Source organism: Methylobacterium longum (genome assembly GCF_022179385.1).
GTDB lineage: Bacteria > Pseudomonadota > Alphaproteobacteria > Rhizobiales > Beijerinckiaceae > Methylobacterium > Methylobacterium longum.
On sequence record NZ_BPQS01000138.1, the window covers coordinates 1 to 1,112 of the forward strand.

Here is a 1,112-nt window from a genome sequence, read left to right on the forward strand (position 1 = left end):
CGCGCACATGCCGAGGCTCACTGGGTTCGCCGTCTTTCTCGGCCTCGCCGTCCTCGCGATGTCCCCGGGCGCGAGGGCTCGGGAGGCGACGGCGCCGGAGGGGGAGCCTCTGACGGAGGCGGCACTCGGCGAGCGGATGAACGCCAACACCGTCACCGTGGTGACGGGCACGCCCGGAGGAACCTACTTCCGCGTCGGTGCCGATCTCGCCTTCGTGCTGGATGACGGCAACAAGCTGCGGATCCTGCCGATCCTCGGCAAAGGCGCGGGCGAGAATGCCTACGACATCCGCTTCCTGAAGGGCGTCGACTTGGGCTTCGTCCGCACCGACACGCTGGAGCAGCTTCGCCAGGACAAGCGCCTGAAGAACGTCGACCGGCATATCCAGTACATCGCCAAGCTGTTCGACGACGAGCTGCACGTCATCGCGCCGAACGCGATCACCACGGTCGCCGATCTCGCCGGCAAGCGGGTCAGCTTCGACGTGAAGGGCAGCGGCACCGACTATAGCGGCCGCGCGATGTTTCGCGAACTCGGCGTCAGCGTGGAGGCGGTCAACGTCGACCAGCCCACCGCCTTGGAGATGCTGCGCAAGGGGGAGATCGAGGCCGTCGTTTCGGTGGCTGCCAAGCCGGTGGCCTTCATCGCGGGCTTCGACCCGGGAGACCGTTTTCACCTCGTGAAGACGCCCTATCCGGACACGATCAACGAGGCCTACGTTCCCGCCAGCCTCAGCCATGCCGATTATCCGAAGCTCGTGTCCGGGGACGCGGTGGAGACCGTCGCGGTTGGCACGATCCTCGGCGTCTACAACAGCCCCAGGGGCTCCGCGCGCTACGACAAGCTCGTCCGCTTCATCGACGCGTTCTTCGGGCAGTTCGACCGGTTCCTGGCACCACAACGGCATCCCAAGTGGCGCGAGGTCAATCTGGCGGCATCGGTGAGCGGCTGGACGCGCTTCCAGCCCGCCCAGGACTGGCTCGATAATCATCGCGAACAGGAGGTTGCGGGCCGGACGGAGCTCGAGCGCTTCTTCCAGTCGCAGTCCAGCCGGCCGGCCGGGAAGGAGGAAATCTACCAAGCCTATCTGAAGTGGCGGCAGGCACGCTGAC

General features: G+C 66.4%; 1 protein-coding gene. It reads left to right on the forward strand.

Annotated elements, in window-relative coordinates; genetic code table 11:
- Positions 1 to 7: 7 nt before the first annotated feature.
- Positions 8 to 1,111, forward strand: coding sequence for a TAXI family TRAP transporter solute-binding subunit (locus MFF58_RS31725; protein ID WP_238294303.1), 1,104 nt, complete (start codon positions 8 to 10; stop codon positions 1,109 to 1,111).
- The last annotated feature ends 1 nt before the right edge of the window (position 1,112 follow it).